Source organism: Sodalis sp. RH22 (assembly GCF_047324165.1).
In the GTDB taxonomy this organism is placed as follows: Bacteria; Pseudomonadota; Gammaproteobacteria; order Enterobacterales; family Enterobacteriaceae; genus Acerihabitans.
The window spans coordinates 1,898,425-1,921,761 of record NZ_CP178731.1 but is presented as its reverse complement, the minus strand read 5'-3'; the positions used below and the strand labels follow the sequence as shown (position 1 = coordinate 1,921,761).

The 23,337-nt window shown below is 57.2% G+C and carries 16 protein-coding genes and 1 pseudogene; 8 read left to right on the top strand and 9 right to left on the bottom strand.

Annotation, left to right across the window (positions count from 1 at the left end; translation table 11 throughout):
* Positions 1–37: 37 nt before the first annotated feature.
* The 6 genes from ACL2XN_RS08675 to ACL2XN_RS08650 all read right to left on the bottom strand — a co-directional run bounded on the left by ACL2XN_RS08675 (position 38) and on the right by ACL2XN_RS08650 (position 6,321).
* Positions 38–727 carry an amino acid ABC transporter permease gene (locus tag ACL2XN_RS08675; protein ID WP_413722459.1) on the bottom strand — a complete coding sequence of 230 codons (690 nt, stop codon included), beginning with the start codon at positions 725–727 and terminating at the stop codon, positions 38–40.
* Positions 717–1,526 (bottom strand): amino acid ABC transporter permease, encoded by an 810-nt coding sequence (locus ACL2XN_RS08670; RefSeq protein ID WP_413730678.1) that lies wholly within the window; start codon positions 1,524–1,526, stop codon positions 717–719. Before ACL2XN_RS08670 ends, ACL2XN_RS08675 begins: the two co-directional genes overlap by 11 nt.
* On the bottom strand, positions 1,526–2,356 hold the full coding sequence (locus tag ACL2XN_RS08665; RefSeq protein ID WP_413730677.1) for an amino acid ABC transporter ATP-binding protein: 831 nt from the start codon (positions 2,354–2,356) through the stop codon (positions 1,526–1,528). Before ACL2XN_RS08665 ends, ACL2XN_RS08670 begins: the two co-directional genes overlap by 1 nt.
* A 13-nt stretch (positions 2,357–2,369) precedes the next feature.
* The gene (locus tag ACL2XN_RS08660; protein ID WP_413728654.1) at positions 2,370–3,200 is read right to left on the bottom strand and encodes an ABC transporter substrate-binding protein; all 831 of its coding nucleotides are present in this window, start codon (positions 3,198–3,200) and stop codon (positions 2,370–2,372) included.
* 428 nt (positions 3,201–3,628) lie between these two features.
* Positions 3,629–5,506, bottom strand: coding sequence for a phosphatidylglycerol--membrane-oligosaccharide glycerophosphotransferase (gene opgB / locus ACL2XN_RS08655; protein WP_413722463.1), 1,878 nt, complete (start codon positions 5,504–5,506; stop codon positions 3,629–3,631).
* Positions 5,507–5,883: 377 nt separating this feature from the next.
* A complete protein-coding gene (locus tag ACL2XN_RS08650; RefSeq protein ID WP_413722464.1) occupies positions 5,884–6,321 on the bottom strand; it encodes a nuclear transport factor 2 family protein in 438 nt (145 codons plus the stop codon).
* A gap of 525 nt (positions 6,322–6,846) precedes the next feature.
* Here ACL2XN_RS08650 and ACL2XN_RS08645 point away from each other — a divergent pair.
* A pseudogene (locus ACL2XN_RS08645) lies at positions 6,847–7,092 on the top strand (helix-turn-helix transcriptional regulator); the annotation flags it as partial.
* A 318-nt stretch (positions 7,093–7,410) separates the two neighbouring features.
* Positions 7,411–9,555: a TonB-dependent siderophore receptor gene (locus tag ACL2XN_RS08640; RefSeq protein WP_413730676.1), complete on the top strand. Its 2,145-nt coding sequence runs from the start codon at positions 7,411–7,413 to the stop codon at positions 9,553–9,555.
* Positions 9,556–9,670: 115 nt separating this feature from the next.
* Here the strand turns inward: ACL2XN_RS08640 and ACL2XN_RS08635 are convergent, their stop codons facing one another.
* Both ACL2XN_RS08635 and ACL2XN_RS08630 read right to left on the bottom strand, forming a co-directional pair.
* Complete coding sequence (locus tag ACL2XN_RS08635; protein WP_410015689.1) at positions 9,671–11,005, bottom strand: MFS transporter; 1,335 nt, start codon at positions 11,003–11,005, stop codon at positions 9,671–9,673.
* 707 nt (positions 11,006–11,712) lie between these two features.
* Positions 11,713–13,119 carry an NAD-dependent succinate-semialdehyde dehydrogenase gene (locus ACL2XN_RS08630; protein WP_413730675.1) on the bottom strand — a complete coding sequence of 469 codons (1,407 nt, stop codon included), beginning with the start codon at positions 13,117–13,119 and terminating at the stop codon, positions 11,713–11,715.
* 263 nt (positions 13,120–13,382) lie between these two features.
* On the opposite strand from ACL2XN_RS08630, the gene ACL2XN_RS08625 reads away from it, so the two are divergent.
* The 6 genes from ACL2XN_RS08625 to ACL2XN_RS08600 all read left to right on the top strand — a co-directional run bounded on the left by ACL2XN_RS08625 (position 13,383) and on the right by ACL2XN_RS08600 (position 22,253).
* Positions 13,383–13,658: a metal/formaldehyde-sensitive transcriptional repressor gene (locus tag ACL2XN_RS08625; RefSeq protein WP_413730674.1), complete on the top strand. Its 276-nt coding sequence runs from the start codon at positions 13,383–13,385 to the stop codon at positions 13,656–13,658.
* A 55-nt stretch (positions 13,659–13,713) separates the two neighbouring features.
* Entirely contained in the window at positions 13,714–14,823 is a 1,110-nt protein-coding gene (locus tag ACL2XN_RS08620; protein WP_413730673.1) for an S-(hydroxymethyl)glutathione dehydrogenase/class III alcohol dehydrogenase, read from the top strand.
* A 1,986-nt stretch (positions 14,824–16,809) separates the two neighbouring features.
* Positions 16,810–18,954, top strand: coding sequence for a methylmalonyl-CoA mutase (scpA, locus tag ACL2XN_RS08615; RefSeq protein WP_413730672.1), 2,145 nt, complete (start codon positions 16,810–16,812; stop codon positions 18,952–18,954).
* Positions 18,947–19,942, top strand: coding sequence for a methylmalonyl Co-A mutase-associated GTPase MeaB (gene meaB / locus ACL2XN_RS08610; protein ID WP_410016577.1), 996 nt, complete (start codon positions 18,947–18,949; stop codon positions 19,940–19,942). Before scpA ends, meaB begins: the two co-directional genes overlap by 8 nt.
* A 12-nt stretch (positions 19,943–19,954) precedes the next feature.
* A complete protein-coding gene (scpB, locus tag ACL2XN_RS08605) occupies positions 19,955–20,740 on the top strand; it encodes a methylmalonyl-CoA decarboxylase (protein WP_410015684.1) in 786 nt (261 codons plus the stop codon).
* A 34-nt stretch (positions 20,741–20,774) separates the two neighbouring features.
* On the top strand, positions 20,775–22,253 hold the full coding sequence (locus ACL2XN_RS08600) for a succinate CoA transferase (protein ID WP_413730671.1): 1,479 nt from the start codon (positions 20,775–20,777) through the stop codon (positions 22,251–22,253).
* Here the strand turns inward: ACL2XN_RS08600 and srsR are convergent.
* On the bottom strand, positions 22,245–23,165 hold the full coding sequence (gene srsR, locus ACL2XN_RS08595; RefSeq protein WP_413730670.1) for a LysR family transcriptional regulator SrsR: 921 nt from the start codon (positions 23,163–23,165) through the stop codon (positions 22,245–22,247). The two genes, ACL2XN_RS08600 and srsR, sit on opposite strands and share 9 nt — an antisense overlap.
* Between the last annotated feature and the right edge of the window lie 172 nt (positions 23,166–23,337).

The following is a 23,337-nucleotide window of genomic DNA, read 5'->3' as shown; positions in this document are numbered from 1 at the left end:
GGATGGCGCAGCATCCGCCCACGCGCCGGGCGGGGCGCTACCGGGACAGCGGCTTCGGCGCGCCCAGTCGGGTGGCCAGCAGGGACAGGCCATAACACAGCAGGTAATAAATGACGCCGATAAAGATAAAAATCTCGGTGGGATAGATCTGTTCGCGGTTATTGACCTGGCCCGCCACGGTGGTCAGCTCCGGCACGTTAACGATAAACGCCAGCGAGGTGTCCTTGATCAGGGAGACCATCAGCCCGATATAAGACGGCAGCAGATTGGGCATGGCCTGCGGCAATAAAACCCGGCGCAGGATTTGCCACTCGCCCAGTCCCGAGGCAAGGCCCGCTTCCACCTGTCCCGCAGGCAGGGCGTTCAGGCCGGCGAGCGTGGTATGCATCACCGCCGCCGAGGTAAACCAGGCCAGGGCCAGAATCACCGTCAGCGGACCGGGTATCGAGCCGCCGAACAGGATGGGCAGCAGGAAAAACAGCCAGAAGATAACAAAAATCAGCGGAATGCCGCGAATGATTTCAGCCCAGATAAACAGCGCCCGGCGCGTCCAGCCCGGATAGCGCCAGGCCAGGCACGCCAGCGTGACGCCGAGCGCCAGCGCCAGCGCGCCGGCGCACAGCGCCATCATCAGCGTCAGCAGCACGCCGCCCGGCTGGCCGTCGGCCAGGCGTCCCCATAGCAGGTAGGTCAGGTTAGCGAGGATCACGTCGATATTAAAGGTCATGGCGAGCTCCGCTTATCGGATTGCCGGCCGGCGGCGCATCGAGGCCGGCCGCGGGCAACAGCGGTTGCCTGCCGTCGCGGCGCTTTGGGCCCATATATATCAGCAGGGATCCCATCGCCACGCCCAAGAGCAGATAAAGCCCGGTGCCCACCGCAAACGCCTCAAGCGCGTGGGCGTTAAAACTCTCCACCCGGCCTATCTGATAGGTCAATTCGGCGAAGCTGATGCCGCTGGCCAGCGACGAAAGCTTCATCAGGTTCAGGTATTGTCCGACCAGGGGCTGCCAGGCATTGAGCAGTCCCTGCGGCAACAGCACATGGCACAGGATTTGCCACTGGCTGAACCCTTGCGATAGCGCGGCCTCCGTTTGTCCCGGCGGCACGGAGTTCAACCCCGCCTGGATTTCCTCCAGCAAAAACGCCGCGCAGAACAGCGACAATCCCCAGGCGGCGCAAAGGAATTCCGGCGCCAGCCACAGTACGTTGCCCGGCAGAATCGACCAGGGGTGCATATCGCCGATGTACAGGCGCACGCCTTGCGGCAGCGCGCCCCAGGCGGCAAAATACCAGAACAATAATTGCACCAGCAGCGGCGTGTTGCGAAACACCGAGACAAACGCCGCCGCCAGGGCGCGGCCAATCGGCCCCGGCGCCAGGCGCAGCGCCAGCATCAATAGGGTTATCAGCGTCGCCGCCAGGCAACCGAACAAGGTGACGTACAAGGTGGCGGCAAAGCCGGACAGGATCCATTGCCAGGGCTGGCCGGTCAGCACGCCGGCCCAATCCAGGTGCCAGGCCATCAGCTCTCCTCCAGGCGCGCATGCAGCGGATTAAGCACCTTCTGCAAAAAACGCTGCGCGCGCGGGTGCACCGGCGCGCTGAAAAAAGTCTCCGGGTCGGCCTGTTCCAGGATGACGCCGCCGTCCATAAACACCACCCGATCGGCTATTTCGCGGGCGAAGCTCATTTCATGGGTGACCACCACCATGGTGATGCCGCTATGGGCCAGTTCCTGCATTACCTGCAGCACTTCGCCGATCATTTCCGGGTCCAGCGCCGAGGTCGGCTCATCAAAAAGAATCAGCGTCGGGTCTGTGACCAGGGCGCGGGCAATCGCTACCCGCTGCTGCTGGCCGCCGGACAGCTGGGACGGCAGAAAAGACGCCTTATCGCCCAATCCCACCCGCTCCAGCAGACTCTGCGCTTTGTCATGCGCTTTCGCCCGCGTCCAGCCGTGCACGGTGATCAGCGCCAGGCTGACATTATCCAGGGCGTTAAGATGGCCGTAGAGATTAAACTGCTGGAACACAAAACCGATATGGGTGCGAAGTTCACGCAGCGCGCGGCCTTTCAACGCCGAGGTGGGATGGCCGTCGATCAGGATTTCACCTCCGCTTACGGTTTCCAGCTGGTTGATCAGGCGTATCAGGGTGGATTTCCCCGACCCCGAGGGGCCGCAAATCGCCACCACCTCGCCGCGTCCGACGCTGAAATCCACCTGGCGGATCACGTAGTGGGGGCCGAAAAATTTATCAACCTGGCGGAACTCGACGGCGGGGATGGTATGTGGGGCAGGGGTATCCGCCACCGGGGCGGCGGATGGTTGCAGATTGTCGTACTGGGATTGCATTGATTCTGCCTGATTATTTCGCTGTTATGGTAAACAGACGCGGTTGAGGCGATTTGGTCTGGGGTCCGAACCAATTATTATAGATGGAGGTAGCCTGGCCGTTTTTTTCCAGTTTCAGCAGCTCGTTATTAACGAAGGTGAGCAACGCGGTCTCGTCTTTTTTCACCCCGACGCCGATCTCTTCTTTACTCAGCAGCTCCGGCAGCACTTTATATTTGGCTTTATCCGGCGCGCCGTCGAGCAGGCCGGCGAGGATGGTGCTGTCCTGGGTGATGGCCTGCACGTTGCCGTTGCGCAGCGCCGTCAGCGCCAGCGGAATATCATCATAGGACAAGACGCGCGCATTCGGGAAACGATGATGCAATTCCTGCTCGCCGGTGGTGCCCTTTACCGCGCCGATACGCGCGTTGGCGTAACCGTCCAGTTTATCCGGCGAGTTTACCGGCACCAGGAACTGCTGCCCGGTGACAAAATAGGGAATGGAAAAATCAATGACCTTGGCCCGCTCCGGCGTGATGGTAATGTCGGCCACGATAATATCGGCTTTACCCGACTGCAGCAGAGGAATGCGGTTGGCCGGATTGGTGGGCACCAGCTCCAGCTTCACGCCCAGCGCGTCTGCCAGCGCCTTGGCAAAGTCCACGTCGTAGCCGACGATATTATGGGTTTTGGCATCGACGGAACCAAACGGCGGGTTGGAATCGAAGGTGGCGACACGAATAACGCCGGCCTGCTTGATATTGGCCAACTGGTCGGCATGGGCGGCAACGGAGACGATACTGCCTAACGCTAACACAGTCAGCAGCGATAACGCTGAAGGCCGGCTATTAATGAATAAGGCCATTTGCTTTTCCTTGATATAATTTTAATATAATTTAACCACTTCATGGGGTTATTCCATGGCGCTGGTTTTCTGCTGAGGAATATTACATAGGCAACGATAATTAACCACGTATAAAAAAGCATATGTTTATCACCACTAAGCATAAGAATAACTTATGACCTATCGGGCCAGTGGCCGGCGGGCATTTATGCCAGTGAACACGGGGCGCGGGCGCGGCACCGCGCGCGATTCAAATAAGAATAATAATTATTACTCAAGATAATAAGAAATGAATTGAAGCCGGTGGCGCGGGATATTTTATCAAACCGCAGCATGAGGATGTTTAATAAATAACCATCGCTGCGGCATTTTATCGCCGGGACAGGGGCGGCAGGCTAAACCGGCGGGCGCTATCACCGGCGCTGCAACCCCCGTCCGGTGCCAGGGGGTTAATTGGTCGCGGGAGCGGATAAGTTCAGTCTGCCGACGGTCTGCTCAAACTGCGCCTCATCGCCCTGCGGCAGTTTTTTGAACGACACCTTGCCGCGATACACGTCGGAGTCGATTTTAACGATGTTCGGCTGGGTGCTCAGGTTGCCGACGGCGACACAATAATTGGTTACCTGGCTCAGCGATGGATCCCAAATATCGGCCATTTTATTACAGTCATCAATCCATAAAAATTTATCCCGGGCATTCAATTTCGCCAATTGCTGTTTTAACGGTGCGGATAAATACACGTCGAACATCGGCTCAATATTATTTTTATCAATTTTTAAAATCAACGGTATTTTAAATTGAACGCCGGAAAAGCCGATGGTTTTGGCATTTACATCAATTTTATATTTTTTTATCTTGGTCGGGAAATCCCACTGCCGGATAACATCCGGTATCCATGCGGTTATCTTATCATCGAGATTTAAAAAATAGGTTGATAACGATGTGGAGGATAAACTGCTCCGGCCCAGGCCGATATAGTTATCGCCCCCCAGCACATCCAATACAGTCGCGCCGTTATCCAGCGTGCTGCGCTTGACATTACTGACCTGGGGCTGCTCCTTGTCGCCGCGCAGGATAAAGAACAGATCCTTTCTGTCGTGCTGATTTAAAATATCATAGGCGGTATTGTTCATGGCCAGGTGATCGGAAGACACCACGATCACCGTGTTTTTGAAATAGCCCGATGCGCGGATTTTTTTGATAAGCCCCGCGATATGCTCCTGGCTGCAGGCCACGGCGCTTAGGGAGCTGTTTTCCATATTGTCATACGCATAGGAGCGATTGGTGCAGGATCGCGAAATATATCCGTCCGGATGATGGGTGTCGACGGTCAGCGCAAATAAGGCAAACCGCTGTTTTTGTTGCGACAGCGCAATAAATTTATCATAGACCAGATCCAGCAGGGTATCGTCATACCAGCCCCACTCGTTGCGGTAGTCGGGATCCTTGACCAGTCCCTTAAGCTCCTGGAAACCATAGATATGCTCAAAACCATGGGACTTCAGGAACAGGCCTTTACCGGCAAACGCCATATCGGCCCCCTGGTAAAAATAGGTATCGTAACCGGAAGCCTGCAGTATATCGCCCAGGCAAATATCATGGGGGTAAAAGGTCGATAACGAACTTGAGGCATTGCCGTCAAAGGGGGCGAATAACGGAATGCCGCACTGCGACGCCACCATTCCGGCAATGGTGTAGCCGGTGCCGGGCAATTGGGTAGTATTGCTGAAATCTATAGCATCGTTTTTCTGACTGTTAAGCTCGGTGGTTAAACCGGCAAAGGCGTCCTGATCGAAATAGGTTCTTTCCAGGCTTTCGGCATAGATATAAATAAGGTTGGGGCTGTCTTTCGCCAGTGTTTTGGACGGGGTTCTGTAATAGGTATTAAAGTCCGTATCGCCGCTTGCCAACTGGGATTTAACCAGGCCGGCAATTTCACCGCTGGCCGGCGTGGCAATCACGGCGACCACGGCCAAAACGAGAGCCAGCAGGCCGTAAGCCGTACGGCCGCCGCCGGCTTTTCTGAATAGCAACAGCCATGACATCAGGCTGAACACCAGCAGGGAAGCCAGGATGAAACCGGCAAAGGGCAGGATGTACTTGCCTAATCCGGCGCCGGTTAAACTGCTGGTCAGGGTATACAGCACCGAATCATTGATGCCGGCGCCGGTAAAGTAATTACTGGCGACCCTGACTAAATTAAGCAGAATATAAATACCTAAAACAAACAGCACTAATGAAAACAAATATTTATTTTTTTTGGCTTTCGTTGAATAAATAATAACCGCCGCTATAAATAATACTATCGACAGGGTTTCCGCTGACATTGTTCTCCCTCCATCGGGCAGTAAGGGAAATACCTCCGGCTATAGCAGCAGCGTTTCAAGGCGGTCTTCCGGTAAGGGATGGGTGATAGTTATCTGTATAGCAATTAATCCGCTACGGCGCGAGATTTCATTACCGTTTTGTGACAAGCCGCGCCGGCGGGTGGTGCGGGTAAAAAGAATTGAACGGCGAAATACAAGAAATTATTTTTTTAATCAATTGATTTAAAACAGTAAAACTTCACCGCTCGGCTAAAAAGCAGGAGATGAATTCTTTTTGCGTTGACAAAAAGTTACATTTTTTTTACAGCGGAAAGCCCGGTGGGCGCGGGGAAAACGACGCAGCGGCCCTCATATCCGAGAGCCGCGCTGGCAGGGGTTTATTTAGGCAATGAATAGGCCTGGCGCGCCAGGAGCTTCCAGGCGCCCGCCGCATTTTTCTGCCATACCTGCATGACGCCGATTTTCACTTCGCCCGGCTTGCCGCCGTCTGCGGTTTTCGCCTGCAGGATATGCCTGACGATGGCCACGTCGCCGTCGACCTGCACGGTTTGGTCTTTGAGATCCAGCGTCAGGAATTTGGATTGACCGGTGACGATGGCATCGACAAATTCGGCGTTGTTCTGGATTTTACCGCTGGAGTGGCCGTAGCTCAGCGTCGGCGCGCCCACTTTCTCCAGATCGGCTTTCTTGGCGCTGACCATGGCCTGACGCATGGTTTCCACCGCCTTGGTTACCGCCGTGGCATCGGCGCTTTGGGCGAAACAGCTGCTGCTCAACAGCAATGAAAGAAGGGCCGCGCCTGCAATTTTATACATGGTTATTCCTTACCAGTGACATCGTTAAAGAGGGGCAATGCTAACCAATTTCATGAGGTTACCGTTGTGACTGATCTCATGTATTTCAAAAAAAATAGTTTTTATTTATTTTTAATAAAACATTGTTTTGAAATTATCTCAAGCAATTGTCCGCGGAACATTGTGCGGGATGGCGGCAAGCGTTTCAATGTGATTAAACTCACAATTTTTGGCATTAATAAATTATTACTACCACGGCAATCTGTGCCACCGGGTGTAAACCCCTGATTGACATTGCGTGGCGGTCATAGCAATCAGAAAAGATCAAAAAACTCGGAAATTATTAAAAGCACGGGATTTTTGCGGGGCAGGGGAAATTTACTGAGTGGAATGATGGCGTTACACACAGCACAAAATCAGGCCGGCAATTGCCGGCCCTCACCCTGATGTGTGTTCTATTCTTATAAAGTGTTTAGTTATTCTAAACAACTCTGATGTTAAGTGATGCTAAACAGATTATCAAGCTAACTTTACTCATATTTGAAGATGATTCCAAAACGCCTGAAAGAAGCCCGGCACAGGGCCCAGCTGACACAGGAAAAGCTGGCGGTCATGGCTGGCATCGATGAGTCCACCGCCCGTTCCAGAATTAGTCAGTATGAAAATGGGATATATCGTCCCAATTTTGAAACCTGCTGTGCGTTTGCCCGCATCCTGAACGTACCCGAATGCTATTTCTACACGCTGGACGATGAGTTTGCCGCCGCGCTGCTGGCGCTGTATGTCTCGCACGCGGCATCGGCCAATATGCGTCTGGCGTCGAATGAAGGAGAAGAAGAAAAAGAAGAAAAAGAAGAAAAAGAAGAAAAAGACGCTGCCGACTGGCAAAAACGGGGTTAAGCCTACCGCCGCCAGGCCATCTTAGACTAACCCTTTCCATTGCCGTATCGAGGCGTAGCAACGTCTCGCAGCCGCCATCCCGCCCCGCGTAAGCCTTGCCGTTCCGGCCAATTCCTTAAATGTGTTAAATTATTTCTTGAATCAATAAATAAGAAAGATAATAATTCTCATTTAGTTTCAATTTCATTCACCTGTCAATGGAAAGATATAATGAGAAGGGTCTTGCGCTTAACACGTTCCACTCTGCTGTGTTCACTCGCTTTCGCGGCGCCGTTATTCACCTATGCCGAGGATACCCTGGTGGTTACCGCGGCCCAGACGGCCGACAGCGCCGATGCGCCGACCCGGGGCTACACAGCCAACACCAGCCGCGGAGCGACCAAAACCGATCAGCCGCTGATTACCACCGGCCAGTCGGTGTCGGTGGTGACGCGCCGGCAAATGGACGATCAGGCCGCCCTGACGGTGAACAGCGCGTTGAATTATACGCCGGGGGTATTTACCAACTTCGCCGGCGGCGCGACCCGCTACGAGACCGTTTCCCTGCGCGGATTCCACGGCGGCGATACCAATAATACCTTCCTGGACGGCCTGCGGTTGATGAGCGACGGCGGCAGCTATAACAACCTGCAAATCGATCCCTGGTTCCTGGAGCGCGTCGATGTGATTCGCGGTCCGTCGTCGGCGCTTTACGGCCAGACCATTCCCGGCGGCCTGGTGATGATGACGTCCAGACGCCCCCGTTTTGCCAGCGAAGGGCATATCAAGCTGATGGCCGGCAATAACGCCACCACCGGCGCGGCGTTCGACTATACCGGCGCCGTCAGCGATCAATGGGCGTTCCGCCTGACGGGCATCACGCGCCATAGCGATACCCAGTACGATCACCAGCGCGAGGAACGCTATGCCATCGCGCCGTCGCTGTTATGGCAGCCGGACGGCAACACGTCGCTGCTGTTAAAAGCCTATCTGCAAAAAGATCCGTCGGGCGGTTATCACAGCGCGGTGCCGGCGGACGGCAGCCTGTACGCCAGCAGCGGCGCCAAGCTGGACCGCGGGTTTTTTGACGGCGAAAGCAGCCTGAATACCTTTAAGCGCCGCCAGCAAATCTACGGCTATGAATTCGACCATAGCATCGACGACGTCTGGTCAATCCGCTCCAACGGCAGTTATACCCATGCCAACGTCGACCAGCAGCAGGTTTACCAGATTGGCTGGAACAGCGATCGTACATTGCTTAACCGCTATTATTCCGGCGAATCGTCCTCGCTTGCCGCTTACGCCATGGATAACCAGCTGGTGGCCGATTTCAGCACCGGCGACCTACAGCATAAAGTGGTGCTGGGCGGTGAATACCATGAATATACCAACGACCTGTGGGACGACAGCGCCTACGCCACCCCGCTCAATGCGCTCACCGGCGTCAGCGGCGGCCCGGGGCTGTTCACCGACTACGGCCTGACCGTGCCGGGCGTCACGCGCGTCGATGCCAAACGCCGCTACTCACAAAGCGGGGTCTATCTGCAAGATGAGATGACGCTGGATAAATGGCACCTGGATCTGTCCGGGCGCTACGATCGCATCGTGGCCAAAAATACCACGTTCAATACCGACACCACCTACCGGCGCCAGGACGATCATATCAGCGGCCGCGGGTCGCTGCTGTATGCCTTTGACAGCGGCATTTCGCCTTATGTCAGCTTTAGCCAGGCCGTCACGCCGCAGGCCTTGTCCGGCGCCGACGGCAACCTGTTGAAACCGACCACCAGCGAGCAGTACGAAGCCGGGATAAAATACCAGCCCCCCGGTACTTCGTCGCTGTATACCCTGGCGATTTACGACCTGACGCAAAAAGATGTGGCCAACCGTATCGTGCAGGGCAGCTATTATGTCCCGGCGGGCAAGGTACATTCCCAGGGGATTGAACTGGAGGCCCGCACGCAGCTCACCGAGCGTCTGGCCGGCATAGCCGGCTATACCTATAACCGGGTACGCTTCAGGGACGCCGTGGACGGCAACGACGGCAACACGCCTTATGTCACGCCGGATCAGATGGCGTCGCTCTGGGCGCAGTACCAGGCGGATTACGGCATCAACCTGGGCGGCGGGGTGCGTTATATCGGCCGGCAGTGGGCAGATAATGAAAACACGCGGCGCGTGCCGTCGGTGACCCTGCTGGATGTTTCGCTACGCGCCGATCTTGCCGCCTGGAACCCGCAGTGGAAGGGGGCCTATGTGCAGCTTAACGCCAATAACCTCACCGATCGGAAATACGTGGCGGCCTGTTATGGCACCGGCTATTGCTATTGGGGCGCGGAGCGCTCGCTGGTGGCCACCGTGGGCTACGATTTCTGATCAACAGGCAAAAGGCACGGGCCGGGGAAAGGATGTCCAGGCGCGTCAAGGGGGAGGGGAGAGGTAAAATAGGCAGATGAGGGGGGGCGGGTTTCCCGCCCGCCCCTATACAGGATTACGCCGGAACGTTTTTCAGCACCAGCCGCTGGATTTTACCCACCACCAGCAAATAGCACAGCATCGACATAATGGCCGAGCAGCCGACAAAAATCAGCGCGCTGTTAAACGAGTGCAGATTCTTGACCAGAAAACCAATCAGCAACGGGGTGACGATGGAGGCGACATTGCCGAACACGTTGAAGATGGCGCCGCACAGGCCGATCACCTCTTTCGGCGCGGTATCCGCAATCACCGGCCAGCCCAGCGCGCCGAAGCCTTTACCGAAGAATGCCAGCGCCATCAGCGCCACCACCAGCACCGTATTATCGGTGTAGTTGCAAAGGATCATGCTGGATGCGAGCAGCATGCCGAACACGATCGGCGCCTTGCGGGCAAAGGTAAGCGAACAGCCGCGCTTAAGCAGGAAATCCGACACCACGCCGCCCGAAATACCGCCGACAAAACCGCATAACGCCGGAATGGAGGCGATGATGCCTACCTTAAGGATGCTCATCCCTTTTTCCTGCACCAGATAGATGGGGAACCAGGTCAGGAAGAACCAGGTAATGGTGTTGAGGAAATACTGGCCGAAAAAGATGCCCAGCATCATACGGCTGGTGAGCAGTTGCTTAACGTAGTTCCATTTCGGTCCGTTATCCTTCGCCTTTTTGCTGTCCATATTGACCACGCCGCCGCCCTGCTCGATATAATCCAGCTCGGCGCGCGACGCGTAGGGGGATTCAAACGGGTTATGGACAAATTTTATCCACAGAAACGTCAGGATAAAACCGATGACGCCCATGACGGTAAAGACGTGTTTCCAGCTCCACGCATAGACCAGCCAGCCCAGGAAAGGCGAAAAAATCGCCAGGGAAAAATACTGCGCGGCGTTGAAAATCGACGACGCCGTGGCGCGCTCCTTGGCCGGGAACCACGCGGCGACAATACGGGCATTGGCCGGGAAAGCCGGGGCTTCGGCGAAGCCCAGCAGGAACTGCAGCATAAACAGCGAAAAGACCGCCATCGGCACCGACAGCACCCCGACGAATCCTTGCAGCAGGGTGAACAATGACCAGAAAAACAAACTGTAGCTATAGACTTTAATCGACCCGAACCGGTCAAGCAGCCAGCCGCCGGGGATTTGCATCAACAGATAGGCGATGCCGAACGATGAAAAAATCATGCCCAGGTTGACCACATCCAGCCCCAAATCGTGGGACACCGCTGTGCCGGCTATCGACAGGGTAACCCGGTCGGCATAGTTAACCGCCGTAATAATAAATATAAATAACAGCACCACATAACGTACGTGGGTCCTGCCTTTTTGGTCCAAAGTGGACTCGATTGCCATACGATGTCTCCGCGTTAACGCTGCGCGCCTAAGGCATTTATTCCCGGCGAATTGTCGCCGCCGCCATAGGCCTCATAATTAAAATACTGTCTGTCGGTAGGGGACTGGGTATACGTTGAATGGGTATCGGCGCGATACGTAAAAAAGAAGAGGTATCAATCGCCATCCGTAATTTGAGCAGGCAGTATAAAAATGGCGCCAGGGTAAGTCATTATGCAAATGACCAATATTAGAGCCGGGATTAGGACTATTTTTGTGGGAACATGGAGTCTGTGCGGTGGATCATAAATATGGGTTTTAGATAATTTTTAATTTTAATATTGCGATGGTGATCACAATTTATAGGTATTTCGCCGCATAATAAATTAAAAAATTATGGAGAGAGATGTTTTTGCCCAACTGCGGCATCCCTTTTTCGGCCGGGTTAGTATTCCACGATTAGTTGATAAATTAAACTAAATTTGTAATGGCGTGGATATTCTCCGTGCGGCAAAGCACGGCATTATTCATATTCATAATAATGAAATGCCGTTTTAATTTAAAAACACCGGTAATTATCACGCTGATATCGGCAATAAGCGCAGGCGCGGTCAACGGTCGGCGCACGGTGAATCCGCGGGGGGAATGAACCGGGCAGCCTGTTTCCCCCGGCGCGTTAGCCGCAGGAAACAGGCGTGATTTACGGGCCATGCCGGCCCCGGGTAGGATCAATAAGGCGCGTCGGGCGTGGTGATGCGGATCAGCTTTTCATTGACGAATTCATGAATCCCCGCCGGGGATTGTTCGCGGCCATAGCCGGAGTTTTTGGTGCCGCCAAACGGCAGCTCCGGGGCAATACCTGTGGTATGGTTGATATAGACCATACCGGAATCGATTTGCCGCGCCACCGCCACGGCCCTGGCGGTATCGGTGCCGAAGACGGTGCCCCCCAGGCCGAAGATGGAGTCGTTGGCCAGCGCAATCGCCTGCGCCTCGTCCTTGACGGCATACACGCACAGCACCGGTCCGAAGATTTCCTCGGCGTAGGCCGCCATGCCGGGTTTGATGCCGGTGAGGATGGTCGGTTCCATATACGCGCCCGGCCGGTCCACGCGGTGGCCGCCGTAGATCAGTTTGGCGCCTTCCTTCACTGCGGTTGCCACCTGCTCAACGATCTCCCCGGCCGCTTTTTCACTGCTGAGCGGGGCGAGCTGCGTGGACGGATCCAGCGGGTCGCCGATCCTGATCTTTTCATAAATGGCCCGCGCCTTGGCGATAAATGCCTCGGCGACGTCTTCCAGCACGATAATACGCTTGGGCGACACACAGACCTGGCCGGCGTTCCATAAACGTCCCATGGCGGCGGTTTTTACCGCCAGATCAAGATCGGCATCCGCCAGCACCACAAAGGCGTCGCTGCCGCCCAGCTCCAGGGTCGATTTCTTGACATGTTTGCCGGCCTCGGCGGCAAAGCTTGATCCCGCCGCCTCGCTGCCGGTCAGAGACACGCCCTTGATGCGCTTATCGCCTATTAATTGCGATACCTTGGCGCCGGGCACGAACAGATTAGTGTAAACGCCCACGGGCGCGCCGGCATCGATAAAGATACGCTCCATCATGGCCGCGCACTGCGGTACGTTGGAGGCGTGTTTCAACACCATGGTATTCCCGGCCATGATATTCGGCGCCGCCGAACGGGTGATCTGGTAGAAAGGGAAATTCCAGGGCTGCACGCTCAGCAGCACGCCGAGGGGGTCATAGCTGAGAAACGCGCTGCCAATCCCGGTTTCCAGGGGCTTGTCGGCCAGGAACCGTTCGCCGTGATCGGCATAATAATCAAATATATCGGCGCACAGTTGCACTTCGCCCACGCCTTCGGCGTGCAGTTTGCCCATTTCAATGGTACACAGCTTGCCCAGCTCATCCTGGCGATCGCGCAAAATGGCGGCCACGTTATGCAGCAGTTTGGCCCGCTCGGCGAACGGGGTTTTTTTCCATTGCTGGAAGGCGGCGTCGGCGGCGGCCAGGATCTGTTCGATCTGCTGGTCGGACATAACGTCGAATTGTTTTTCGATTTTATTGGTGGCGGGATTAACCGTTTTGATCGACGACGGTGCGGCTGTCTGTACGCTCATGATAATGCTGTCCTTATGAAACGACTGGTAATATGAAGGATCTAACGCGACATCCTGTGCATGCAGTATAGTCCCCCGCGGAATTATTCCTCAATGTATTACCCTATCGAAGCCATCGGCCGATTGACGCCCGCACGCGTGTTTTCATGCCCGCTCCCGCCCGGAACAGGCGGTTAGGTCGCGCGCCGCGCGCTTATGGCTTGATGTTTTTTTCTTTATATATACTATACCCCCCTATACTATATTTTCATACGGGTCGGGAAATGCCTCGTTCAGCTGAAGATAAAAAACGCGTCCTGCTGCGGGTCCGGCGCATCAAAGGGCAGGTGGAGGCGCTGGAGCGCGGCCTGGAAACGGGCGTCGACTGCGGCGCGCTGCTGCAGCAGATCGCCGCCATCCGCGGCGCTTCCCACGGCCTGATGTCTGAAATTATGGAAATTCATATCCGCGACGAACTGGGCGAGAAAGACCTGACGCCGGCGCAGAAGGCGGCCCGGCTTAACGATGTCGCCAGCTTGGTGCGTTCCTATTTGAAGTGATGACGCCGTCAACGGTAAGATGTTGACCGGTGCTGTTTATGATTGGAGAAACCTTATGAAATCTCGTGCAGCCGTTGCCTTCGGGCCGGGCCAGCCTCTCAAAATCGTTGAGATTGACGTTGCGCCGCCGCAAAAGGGCGAGGTGCTGGTGAGGATTACCCACACCGGCGTCTGCCACACCGACGCTTTCACCCTGTCGGGAGACGACCCCGAAGGGCTGTTTCCCGTCGTGCTGGGCCATGAGGGCGGCGGCATTGTAATGGAAGTGGGCGAAGGCGTAACCAGCGTAAAGCCCGGCGATCATGTCATTCCCCTTTATACCGCCGAATGCGGCGTCTGCAAATTCTGCACCTCCGGCAAGACCAACCTGTGCCAGGCGGTACGCGTTACGCAGGGTAAGGGCCTGATGCCGGACGGCACCACCCGTTTTTCCTATAACGGTCAGCCCCTTTATCACTATATGGGCACCAGTACCTTCAGCGAATATACCGTGGTGGCCGAGATTTCCCTGGCGGTGATCAATCCCCAGGCGCCGCTGGAAAAAGTCTGCCTGCTCGGCTGCGGCGTCACCACCGGCATCGGCGCGGTGCATAACACCGCCAAGGTCAAGGCCGGCGACACCGTCGCCATTTTCGGCCTGGGCGGCATAGGCCTTGCAGCGATCCAGGGCGCGGTGCAGGCCAAGGCCGGGCGGATTATCGCCGTCGACACCAATCCGGGTAAATTTGATCTGGCCCGCTCGATGGGCGCCACCGATTGCATCAATCCCAAGGATCATGCGCGGCCGATCCAGGAGGTGATTGTCGAACTCACCGACGGCGGCGTGGATTTCAGTTTTGAATGCATCGGCAACGTCGATGTTATGCGCGCGGCGCTCGAGTGTTGTCACAAGGGCTGGGGCGAAAGCATCATTATCGGCGTAGCCGGCGCCGGCAAGGAGATCCGCACCCGTCCGTTCCAACTGGTTACCGGCCGGGTATGGCGCGGGTCCGCCTTCGGCGGCGTCAAGGGGCGCACGCAGTTGCCGGGCATGGTGGAGCAGGCCATGGCCGGTGAAATCAATCTTGATCCCTTTATCACCCATACCCTGCCGCTGGAGCGGATTAACGACGCGTTCGATTTAATGCATGAAGGTAAATCCATTCGCACCGTAATCCACTTCTGACGCCGTCCCACGCGCCGTCGCTGGATGTAACGCCGGCGGCTCGGGGGAGGCTTATAGCCCCCGCGGCGAGGGTTCGTTTGCCGTGCGTTAGCGGGAGGCAAGGCTTATGCCGCCTCGGCGAGGGTTCGTTTGCCGTGCGTTAGCGGGAGGCAAGGCTTATGCCGCCTCGGCGAAGGTTCGTTTGCCGTGCGTTAGCGGGAGGCAAGGCTTATGCCGCCTCGGCGAGGGTTCGTTTGCCGTGCGTTAGCGGGAGGCAAGGCTTATGCCGCCTCGGCGAAGGTTCGTTTGCCGTGCGTTAGCGGGAGGCAAGGCTTATGCCGCCTCGGCGAAGGTTCGTTTGCCGTGCGTTAGCGGGAGGCAAGGCTTATGCCGCCTTGGCGAAGGTTCGTTTGCCGTGCGTTAGCGGGAGGCAAGGCTTATGCCGCCTCAGCGAGGGTTCGTTTGCCGTGCGTTAGCGGGAGGGAAGGCTTATGCCGCCTCGGCGAAGGTTCGTTTGCCGTGCGTTAGCGGGAGGCAAGGCTTATGCCGCCTCGGCGAAGGTTCGTTTGCCGTGCGTTAGCGGGAGGCAAGGCTTATGCCGCCTCGGCGAGGGTTCGTTTGCCGTGCGTTAGCGGGAGGCAAGGCTTATGCTGCCTCGGCGAAGGTTTCGCTTGCCGTGCGTTCGGTGGTTATATGGCGTGTCCGGTGCCGGCAAGCGACAAAGAGGCCGTACCGCGACGGCCTCCTTGACCTCCGCGCGTCCGGCAGGTCGTGCGCCGCTGCGCGGTTCCCGGCATCACCCATCCCGGCTTTGGGACCGTCCGGGATGCGCTCCCGGCGCAGCCCGGACTTTCGCCGCTCCCGGCGGCTCATCCCGCCATGATGGGCGCTGCCGGCGCACTCTATGCCGGCACCACGTCAACACCATCGTCTGTGAGTAAAACAGCGTTTTTAGGTTTCTTGCGGCATGCACTTACCGGGAAAAATATCAGCACCCATTTTGGGATAAGAACTAAAAGCTGACGCTTACTGCTAATACTCAATACTCAATACTCAATATGCAAAACAGAATAATGAATGTCTTACTGCCTGACTGCATTTTGCTGTGCCGACGGCATTCCATCGCCATTGCATCCCTAATGGTCAATCCTATGCCGACGCCAGTCCCTATCCTAAGCAGCAGCGCCGCAGTCACTTCATAAAACGCTTGGCCAACAGCGACATGTGGACCGGCATAAAGCGCGCTGACGGCGCCTGTGCCCCCGGCATGAGCCGCCGGGAGCGGCGAAAGGCCCGGTTGCGCCGGGAGCGCTAACCGGGCCGGTGCATAACGGGGGAACTGGCGGCGGAAGGCATCGCGCAGCGACGCGCGACCTGCCGGGCGCGCGGAGGTCAAGGAGGCCGTCGCGCTACGGCCTCCTTGTCGCTTGCCGGCGCCCGGCACTGCATATAAACACCGAACGCACGGCAAGAGAAATCCCCGCCGTGGCAACATAAACCCCCCAGCTACGGCGATAAAAATCCCCCGCCGTGGCAACATAAACCCCCCAACTACGGCGATAAAAATCCCCCGCCACGGCGACATTCACCCCAGCGGGCATCCTTATTGCCAGACCGCACCCGCCCCATGGCGCGCTTGCAATCAAAAAATAAGCCCCGCAGGCCCCGCCCGCAACGCAGACGCGTTAAAGAGTGAGCGAACCCGCCAAATCCCGCTATTTCCCATACGGCAAATAATGATTGCTCAGCATGCATTTTTTGAGGCTGTAAAACTCGCCCGGCGGTGCTATTTATAATCCCAGGTATTTCATCGAAAGTTATGCGGGCCATCATGACGAATTAACGCAGGGCGTTTTAATCGCATTGGTTTTAAATCACGAAGATAGCAACGCCTTATTGTATTTAACCTCACAAGGCTGGATGGGGATTATCCGCCAAGGCGGACTATTGCCCGGCACTGGCAGACCGATGAAATAAACATAATTCTATTCCATCCGGAGAAATATAATGTCGCAAACAGAGGCATGGGAAAAACTTGCCAATAAAGAATTGGGACGGCTGGGCAAAAGCGTCGACGATTTAACTACCCTCACTGCGGAAGAAATCAGCATCAAGCCGCTTTACACCGCCGACGACCTGTCCGACCTGGAGGTCACCGGTTCGCTGCCGGGCATGGCGCCCTTTGTGCGCGGTCCCCGCGCAACGATGTACGCCGCCCAGCCCTGGACCATTCGCCAGTATGCCGGGTTTTCCACCGCCACTGAATCCAACGCCTTTTACCGCCGCAACCTGGCGGCCGGCCAAAAGGGGCTCTCCGTCGCCTTCGATTTGCCTACCCATCGCGGTTACGACTCGGATAATGAACGCGTGGCCGGCGACGTCGGCAAAGCCGGCGTGGCTATCGACAGCGTCGAAGACATGAAAATACTGTTCGACCAAATCCCGCTGGATAAAATGTCGGTGTCCATGACCATGAACGGCGCGGTGATCCCCATCATGGCGTTTTATATCGTGGCCGCCGAAGAGCAGGGCGTGCCGCCGGCAGCGCTGACCGGTACCATCCAAAATGATATTTTAAAAGAATACCTTTGCCGCAATACCTATATTTATCCGCCCAAACCCTCGATGCGCATTATTTCCGATATTATTGCCTACTGTTCCGGCAATATGCCCAAATTCAACACCATCAGCATCAGCGGCTACCATATGGGCGAAGCCGGGGCCAACTGCGTACAGCAGGTGGCGTTTACCATCGCCGACGGCATTGAATATATCCAGGCGGCGCTGGCCGCCGGCCTGGATATAGATGACTTCGCGCCGCGCCTGTCGTTTTTCTTCGGCATCGGCATGGACCTGTTTATGAATGTCGCCATGCTGCGCGCCGCCCGTTATTTATGGAGCGAGGCGGTAAGCGGTTTTGGTTCCACCAACCCCAAATCCCAGGCGCTGCGCACCCATTGCCAAACCTCGGGCTGGAGCCTGACGGAACAAGACCCCTACAATAATGTCATCCGCACCACCGTCGAAGCGCTGGCGGCGGTACTGGGCGGCACGCAGTCGCTGCATACCAACGCCTTTGACGAGGCGCTGGGGCTGCCCACCGATTTCTCCGCCCGCATCGCCCGCAACACCCAAATTATTCTGCAGGAAGAATCGGCGGTGTGCCGTACCGTCGATCCCCTTGCCGGTTCGTATTATGTGGAAAATCTCACCGACCAGGTCGTCAAGGCGGCGCGGGAAATTATCCGCCAGATAGGCGAGGTGGGCGGCATGGCCAAAGCCATTGAGGCCGGCCTGCCCAAGCGCATGATTGAAGAAGCCTCCGCCCGCCAGCAGTCGCTTATCGACCAGGGCAAACGGGTGATTGTCGGGGTGAACAAATACAAGCTGGCGCAGGAAGACGCCACCTCGGTGCTGGAAATCGATAACGTCAAGGTGCGCCAGGAACAGGTCGAACGCCTGCGGCAAATCCGCGCCGCCCGCGACGGCGCCGCCGTTGCCGACGCGCTCGGCATGATCAGCCGGGCGGCGCGCGACGGGGGCAACCTGTTGGAAGCGGCGATCCACGCCGCGCGGAGCCGCGCCACGCTCGGCGAAATTTCAACCGCCATCGAGGACGCCTTCGGCCGCTACCTGGTGCAGACCAACTGCGTGACCGGCGTTATCGCCAACAGTTACCACCAGAGCGCGGAAGGCGCGGCGGAATTTGATCAGATCAAGGCCGCCACCGACCGCTTCCTGGCCGAACAGGGGCGCCGCCCGCGCATTCTGGTGGCTAAAATGGGCCAGGACGGCCACGACCGCGGGGCCAAGGTGATTGCCAGCGCCTACTCCGACCTCGGGTTTGACGTCGATCTCAGTCCGATGTTTTCCACGCCGGAGGAAATCGCCAAGCTGGCGGTGGAAAATGACGTGCACGTGATCGGCGCCTCTTCGCTTGCCGCCGGCCATAAGACGCTAATTCCGGCGCTGGTGGCTGCGCTGGCCGGCTACGGCCGTCAGGATATCAAGGTGGTGGCGGGCGGGGTGATACCGCCGCAGGATTATGATTTCCTCTACCGCCGGGGCGTGGCCGCCATCTACGGGCCGGGCACGCCGATGCTGGCCAGCGTGCGCGATGTGCTGGATAAAATCGGGCTTTGCCATGCTTAGCGCCGGCCAGTTGGATCAGACTGTCGGGCAATTGCTGGCGGGCGATCGGGTGGCCCTGGCGCAGGGGATGACGCTTATCGAAAGCGTCCACCCCGCGCATCAGGCGCTGGCCACGCAACTGCTCGACCGCATCATGCCCCATACCGGCCGGGCGAAACGGCTGGGTATTACCGGCGTGCCGGGCGCCGGCAAAAGCACGTTTCTCGAGGCCCTGGGCGGTTACGTGCTGACGCTGGGCCTGAAAGTGGCGGTTATCGCCATCGACCCCAGCAGCCCGCTCAGCGGCGGCAGCATCCTCGGCGATAAAACCCGCATGTCGCTGCTTTCCCGCGCGCAGCGGGCGTTTATCCGCCCGGTGCCCACCGGCGGCTACCTGGGCGGGACCAGCCGCCGTACCCGCGAACTGATGCTGCTGTGCGAGGCGGCGGGCTATGACCTGGTGATCGTGGAAACCGTGGGGGTCGGGCAAAGCGAAGTGGATATCGCCCAACTGGTGGACTGTTTTCTCTCGCTGCAGCTGGCCGGCGCCGGCGATGAACTGCAGGGCATCAAAAAAGGCATTATGGAAATGGCCGATATTATCGTCATCAACAAAGATGACGGCGATAACCGCGCCCGGGTGGCGCTCACGGCGCACATGTACCGGGCCTCGCTCGCCATCATGCGGCGCAAATATCCGGCCTGGACGCCGCCGGTGCTGACCTGCAGCGCCCTGGAAGCGCGGGGCATCGCCGAGCTCTGGCGCGCCGTCGGCGATTTTTATGATCGGATGGCGGTGGATAACGGACTGATGGCGCTGCGCAAACGCCAGCAGCTGGATGCCATGCGCAGGCAGATCGAGGAAAACACCCTGGCGGCCCTGTTCGCCCGCGGCGATATCCAGGACCGGTACCGGCAGGCGCTGGAGCAGGTGGAAAACCACCGTATATCGCCGCGCGCCGGCGTGGACAACGTCACCCACTTTATTGTCGAAAAATTAAACCATTAAGGGAAATGAATTATGGCGTACGAATTTGTCAAAGTGCTGATCGAAAACCGGGTGGGTATTATTGAGTTTAACTATGCCAAAAAGCTTAATGCGCTGAGCGCGGTGTTTATCCGCGATATCCTGCAGGCGCTGGAAGATCTGAATAATATCGATATCCGCTGCGTTATCCTGCGCGCGCCGAAAGGCTCCAAGGTTTTCTCCGCCGGCCATGATATCTATGAGTTGCCGAAAACCCGGCGCGACCCGCTGGCCTACGACGACCCGCTGCGCCAGATCACCCGCGCCATCCAGAAATTTCCCAAGCCGATTATCTCCATGGTGGAAGGCAGCGTCTGGGGCGGGGCGTTTGAACTGATCATGAGTTCCGATATCATTATTTCCAGCAACCTGTCCACCTTCTCCATGACCCCGGTCAACCTGGGGGTGCCCTACAACCTGGTGGGCATCCATAACTTGATTCGCGACGCCGGTTTTCATATCGTCAAGGAGCTTATCTTTACCGCCGCGCCGATCTCCGCCGAACGGGCGCTGAACGTCGGCATTCTTAACCATATCGTCGATCCATCCGAGCTGGAGTCCTTCACGATGCGCATGGCCTGCGTGATTGCTGAAAAGGCGCCGCTGGCGGTGGCGGTGATCAAGGAAGAACTCCGGGTGCTCGGCGAAGCCCATACCCTCAATTCCGATGAGTTCGAACGTATCCAGGGCCTGCGCAGGGTGGTGTACGACAGCCAGGATTACCAGGAAGGGATGGCGGCCTTTATGGAAAAACGCAAGGCGAATTTTATCGGCCACTAAGCCGCGCGGTGAACCGGCGCAAGGAGTGATCAGGATGAACCAGGATTTTACGGTAATGACGGCGGATGAAGCCGCGCAATTAATCTCCCATGGCGATATGGTGGCCTTTAGCGGCTTTACCCCGGCCGGCGCCCCCAAAGCCCTGCCCGCGGCCATGGCCCGGCGGGCGATAGCGCTGCACCTGCGGGAACAGCCTTATCGCATCAAACTGCTCACCGGGGCGTCCATCGGCGCGCTGGCGGACAACCAGCTCGCGGAAGCCGACGCCGTGGAGTGGCGCGCGCCGTACCAGACCGCGCCTGCGCTGCGCGATAAGATAAACCAGGGCGCGGTGAATTTTGTCGACCTGCATCTTAGCGAAGTGGCGCAAATGGTCAATTACGGCTTTTTCGGCCCGATTGATATCGCGGTTATCGAAGCCTCGGCGGTGACCAGGGAAGGTCGGGTGTACCTGACCAGCGGCATCGGTAACGCGCCGGTCTACCTGCAGCAGGCGCGGCGGGTCATTATTGAGCTTAACGACTATCATTCCCCGCGCATCCGCGAGATGAGCGATATCGTTTCCCTCGGCGCGCCGCCGTTGCGCATCATGGTGCCGATTTTCCATACCCTGGATCGGGTTGGGGAAAATTATGTGCAAATCGACCCGCAAAAAATCATCGCCGTGGTGCCCACCCACCTGGCGGACCAGATTACCGAGTTCGGCAACGAGAATCCTCTGTGCCTGCAAATCGCCCGCAACGTCGAGCAGTTTCTGCTGAAGGAACTGCACGCCAAACGCATTCCCGACGGGTTCCTGCCGTTGCAGAGCGGCGTCGGCAATATCAACAACGCGGTGCTGAAGGTGTTGGGCCGGAATCCGGATATTCCGCCGTTTATGATGTATTCAGAGGTGCTGCAGACCTCGGTCATCGAACTGCTCGAGCAGGAGCGGATTATCGGCGCCAGCGCCTCGAGCCTCACCGTGCCGCCCTCGGTGCTGGAGCGGATTTATCAGAATATGGACTTTTTCAGCGAGCGCATCGTGCTGCGGCCGCAGGAAATTTCCAATAATCCGGAAATCATCCGCCGTCTGGGGGTCATTGCCCTGAATGTCGGCCTGGAGTTCGACATCTACGGCCATGCCAATTCCACCCATGTGGCCGGCGTCAATTTAATGAACGGCATCGGCGGCAGCGGCGATTTCGAGCGCAATGCCTATCTATCCATCTTTATGGCGCCGTCCATTGCCAAGGGCGGCAAGATCTCCACCATCGTGCCGATGTGCTCCCATGTGGATCACAGCGAACACAGCGTGAAAGTGATTATCACCGAACACGGCGTGGCCGACCTGCGCGGGCTGTCGCCCATCCAGCGCGCCGAGGCCATTATCGGCAACTGCGCCCATCCGATGTACCGGGACTATCTGTATACCTACCTGGCGCGGGGTAAAAGCGGCCATATCCATCACGATCTGGCCCATGCCTTCGATTTGTACCAGAACCTGGAACAGTACGGCAGCATGCTAGTGTGAGGACGGCGGCTCATCGGCGGTGGTGCCGTTGCGGTCATGCTCAATGGCATCCACCAGCCGGCCGAGGGTTTTACAGTTGCGCAGCGAATAGAGATATTCCGGCATGTACATCGGCTTATTGGGCGCGTCAAAGTATTTCAGGCTGGCGGGATTGACAAACCGGTAGGCGAAATGGGGCACCACTGTCAGGAATTGCCCGCGGCTGACGGCGCTGATCTTGGCCAGGAAGCTGTAGGGACGATAGATAATGGTGGGGGTAATGCCGGCATAACGGAAATGCGAGTCGATAAGCGACTCGAAATTGGCCCGGTGCTGGAACCGCATCTGCAGCCAGGGCAGGGTATGCAGCAGCACGCTGGCCTGCACATTGTCATGGATGCGCGATACCAGGAATCCCAGCCGCAGCGGTTCAAGCGGCGTTATCAGCATGCTGGACATTTCGGCGATGCGCGTCGAGGCCTGCTGCGGCGAGATAATCATGTCCACGTCATGGTCCAGCAGGCCGGAAACCAGATCGTTTTCATTAAAATCGAAGGGTTTGGTGGTGAAGCCGTCAAACTTGTCGCCCAGGCTGATAAGCTGATCGAAGATCATCGTCGGGTAAGCGGTGTCGATGCCGATAACGCAGTGTTTCTGATGGTGGCTGGCGGCCAACATGATATCCGCGTCGATGCTTGCCAGACGCTGGTAGATGGGATAAAGCATCTGGTACAGCTCCTGCCCGGCCTTGTTCAGGCTGATGCTGTTATCGGTGCGCGAGAACAGCTCATAACCGACCATCTCCTCCAGCGCGGCGATGCTTTTACCGAAGGGCGAGGCGGTCATATGCAGTTTTTCGGCGGCTTTGGCGATATTGTTGGTCTGGGCCAACACGATAAAATTCACCAGCTTCTTGGAAACAAAAATACTCATAAGTGCTTTTCACGCCCTGCCGCCGATACGTCTGTCCCGCCGCCGCGCCGTCATGGCCGGAAAAAGCCCACGACAAAACGGCCGCCACGCCATGCCTGGTTTAGAAGTAACAAAATCCCGGCGTGCGAAACGAGAAAGCCATCACACATTGCCGTCCTTGACGATTTTTTGC